Origin of the sequence: Leclercia sp. M50, assembly GCF_037150775.1 — a bacterium.
Classification (GTDB): Bacteria; Pseudomonadota; Gammaproteobacteria; order Enterobacterales; family Enterobacteriaceae; genus Enterobacter.
The window spans coordinates 1-3,382 of sequence record NZ_JBBCPK010000193.1 but is presented as its reverse complement, the minus strand read 5'-3'; the positions used below and the strand labels follow the sequence as shown (position 1 = coordinate 3,382).

Sequence of the window (3,382 nt, the reverse complement as noted above, 5' to 3'; positions counted from 1 at the left end):
GACGGCCACGAAAAATGTCGTCATCAACGCCGGGGGGGATATCAGTATTGGAACAATGGGAAATGCGACCCTGCTTACCGGGGAGAAACTGGGGCTCTTTGCCCGGACCGGACAACTGAACCTGAAATCCGGGGAGGGGCCGGTGGAGGTGCAGGCGCAGAACGCCAGTATGCGGCTGTTTGCAGAGAAGAAGCTGACGCTGAGCTCAGCGGGTGACATCTCCCTGGCCGGGAAAAAACGTATCACGTTAATTGGTGGTGGCAGTTACCTGAAGCTTGAGGCCGGGAAGGTCGAGTATGGTACGACGGCGACGTATATGCGCAAAGTGAAAAGGACGATGGCGGCGGGGCCATCATCTCTTAGCTTAATGCCCTCTTTTAGTCAGAATGGAATATGTCTGAGTTGTCTTCTTGAAGCTGCGGAAAATGGTGCGCCAATAGTAATTGGGGGGGAGTAATTATGATTAATGATATGACTGAACATATGTACACATTGCAATGTGAAGATAATTCACGAAAGCTATATGCCCTTATTGATGGCGCATATTATGAACGATTGTATTCAGATGAGTTATATGAAACTAACGGTGTTAAATCATTATTCGAACATTCTGAAGATAAAAGGTTTGCATTTGCAGGTCCTTGGTTGCTTAATATCTCAATCTTAGGTGAGCACTGGCTGGGAAAAATAAATGCTCTTGAGCTGAAATACCCTTCAGTTTCTTGGTTGTTAAGCTCATTGAATACCAGGGACTTATTATTTTATTTAAATTGGAATTTAAAGGTTATCCTACCAAATAATAAAATAGGCATGCTGCGATATTATGATCCGCGTGTACTTATTTACTTACCTGATGTGTTGACGAAACAACAATTTCAGTTATTTACAACTGGAGTAGTCGCGTGGGGATTTCTGTACGAAGATGAATATCATTACATTGTGTAACTTTCGAATCGTAATTCTGACAAAAAAGGATTTATTTAATGGCAATAAGTGGAGGCGTTCAAAGTCCGTCTGAAGTGGCTAGGTGCGAAGACCCTGCAATAAGTGCTACGCTACCATGTGCTTCTTGCTGGAGCAAGGATTATACAAAGGAGATTAAAGTACACACTGGGAAAAGGTATTCGGATCAGTTAAACGCGGCTGGCGAATCGTATAATTATAATTTTGGAACAGTTCAGTATAAATTAAGTATCCTCTGCAAAACAAAAAATATAGTTGTTGTAGAGATCAGATTCAAAAATGAGTCAGATGATGCGGTAAATAACGTATCTGTTACACAAGCTAAAAAATCATTATTAGAAGGGGTCAAAAAATATTGGGATAATCAGTTTTCATTAAAGGTTGTCGACCCTAAATGTGGTACTAAAATATTACCAATTGAGTTTAAGGTACTATTTGTTAAGTCTGATGAACACTATATATTCAAAATTCACGATGAATATGATCGTGAAGGAGTCACGGGAAATGTTCTCGATGTATCGAAGGATACTGGTCCATGGACATATGCCCACGAATTCGGTCATTGCTATGGGTTGCCTGATGAATATGGATACAATCCTGACGCGGAAGAGAATGATCAAGTAGTATACTATAAACCGGATGGGACTCTTGATACACCAATGTCTGTCCCTATAATGGAGGAGATCCAAGTGACCCAGCTTCAACGATAATGGCTGCATATGGGAATACTATTATTCTGAAAAGACATGGATGGCTTATAGCTATTGAAGCGAATGAGATTTTTAATGAACGAGGTTTAGGATGGAGGATAGTATGCGATATTGTCTAATATTAAGCTTATTAACTCCTTTATATACATCAATTTCTTTAGCAGAGAATTCAAAAATGACAGATAATAATTTTTTCACCATTAGTGTTAGTTGCAGCGGTCAGAAAGAGTGTACATACAATAATCAGAGTGAAATTCCTGTCATTGTGAGCTTTCAGAATATATATTTCAAAGGTTACTATATCCCTCTAGAATATATTCAGAAAACTGGGCCTAGTGTCAAATTAACTGATCGCGGCAACAAAAAGAGCATGCCACTCAAGCCAAATCTAGTTAGTTGGGATTTAAAGAAAAAAATGACTTACATCCCTGAAGGTGGAAATATTGAATTTACCTGGACTCTTTTGGATAGAGATATTTTATCATTTATAAGTGATGGAAATCTTAATGTTGATGCTGATTTCAAGATTAGAACCAAAATATATGAAGATAAGGAAAAGGAAATTGGTGATTTTATTTCTCTGTCAAAGTTGGTTATAAAAGGAAGTAACCTAAATGAAAATAAACGCTGAGCAACTCGCATTGTTAGATTCGTACTCATCTAATTCTTATGCTAGTGAACTAGTGAAACATTGCAAATCTATCTTTCCGTTGATATATGATTCACTGCATGAAAAAACATTAAGAACTAATATTGCAAAACTAATTGAGACGGCAGGGAGGTCAAAGGTTACTCAACGTGGTCCCCTTCAGCTTTACTTCGATATGGCTGTTACGCTAGGTTCTGAGTTTGAAACTGATCCAATGTACTCAGATTTTAGTTTTAAGCCAGACCAATTCCCGACGAAAAATCAATTGGAAATATCTTTATCTCTTCATGAAAAATTTAGCACCTATATCGAGAATGTCATTGGGGAAGATGGCAAATATGCAAAAAACTTTCTTGGCAGGTTAGAAGTTGAGATGTTCTCAAACATACATAGAATCAATTTTATAGAAAGTATGCATAAATTATTATGTGATATTCACCCTCGGAAATACGAATTCTTGGGGCGAGATAAAATAAATGCTCTGATAGAGTTGGGCACTAAAAAATTCAAATATGATAATACTAGGTCAAAGATACAAGCTATATATATCATGTTAATGTTTGTTATTGGGCATGGCTTTGAAAAAGATTTATTCCATCAGAATGAGAATATTTTCAATAGTGATGCTCATGATGATGACTTTTACATATTAAAATCCAAAGGATTTATTGTACGGTTCATTAATGCACTGGTTTTGTAGAATTATTAAATCAGATTTCGGGTAAGTATCCCCGTATCTGGTTGTGTTTTCAGGCAATACGCACGCTTTCAGGCATACCTGCTTTCGGCATTTTGTTCAGCGCTTGCAGGCTGCGGTCTGATCCAGACCGTCACGGACGGTACGGTCAGCATCACGAAATCCATCTTCTACAAGAAAATTAAAATACTGCATCTGGATCTTACCCCGCGCACGGCCATTAACGCCGATGGCGCACAGACGCCGCTGGCAACAATGGTGCGGGTTTATCAGCTCAGGGATCGTAAAGCGGTTGATGCCGCCGATTACCAGACGCTGCTGCGCAAGGCCGATACGGTACTTAAAGACGACATACTGGCGTCA

At 39.1% G+C, this 3,382-nt stretch carries 6 protein-coding genes; all 6 read left to right on the top strand.

The genetic code is table 11. The features are described from left to right. The coding region (locus WFM46_RS23290; protein ID WP_336998676.1) for a DUF2345 domain-containing protein at positions 1–457 on the top strand (457 nt) is incomplete at its 5' end. Between the two features lie 2 nt (positions 458–459). Beyond that, positions 460–945, top strand: coding sequence for a DUF4123 domain-containing protein (locus WFM46_RS23285; protein WP_336998675.1), 486 nt, complete (start codon positions 460–462; stop codon positions 943–945). Between the two features lie 38 nt (positions 946–983). Continuing rightward, on the top strand, positions 984–1,673 hold the full coding sequence (locus WFM46_RS23280) for a hypothetical protein (RefSeq protein ID WP_336998674.1): 690 nt from the start codon (positions 984–986) through the stop codon (positions 1,671–1,673). Positions 1,674–1,848: 175 nt separating this feature from the next. Continuing rightward, complete coding sequence (locus WFM46_RS23275) at positions 1,849–2,304, top strand: hypothetical protein (protein WP_336998673.1); 456 nt, start codon at positions 1,849–1,851, stop codon at positions 2,302–2,304. Beyond that, entirely contained in the window at positions 2,288–3,022 is a 735-nt protein-coding gene (locus WFM46_RS23270) for a hypothetical protein (protein WP_336998672.1), read from the top strand. Before WFM46_RS23275 ends, WFM46_RS23270 begins: the two co-directional genes overlap by 17 nt. A 78-nt stretch (positions 3,023–3,100) precedes the next feature. Beyond that, a partial coding sequence (gene tssJ / locus WFM46_RS23265; protein WP_336998677.1) for a type VI secretion system lipoprotein TssJ occupies positions 3,101–3,382 on the top strand: 282 nt, incomplete at its 3' end.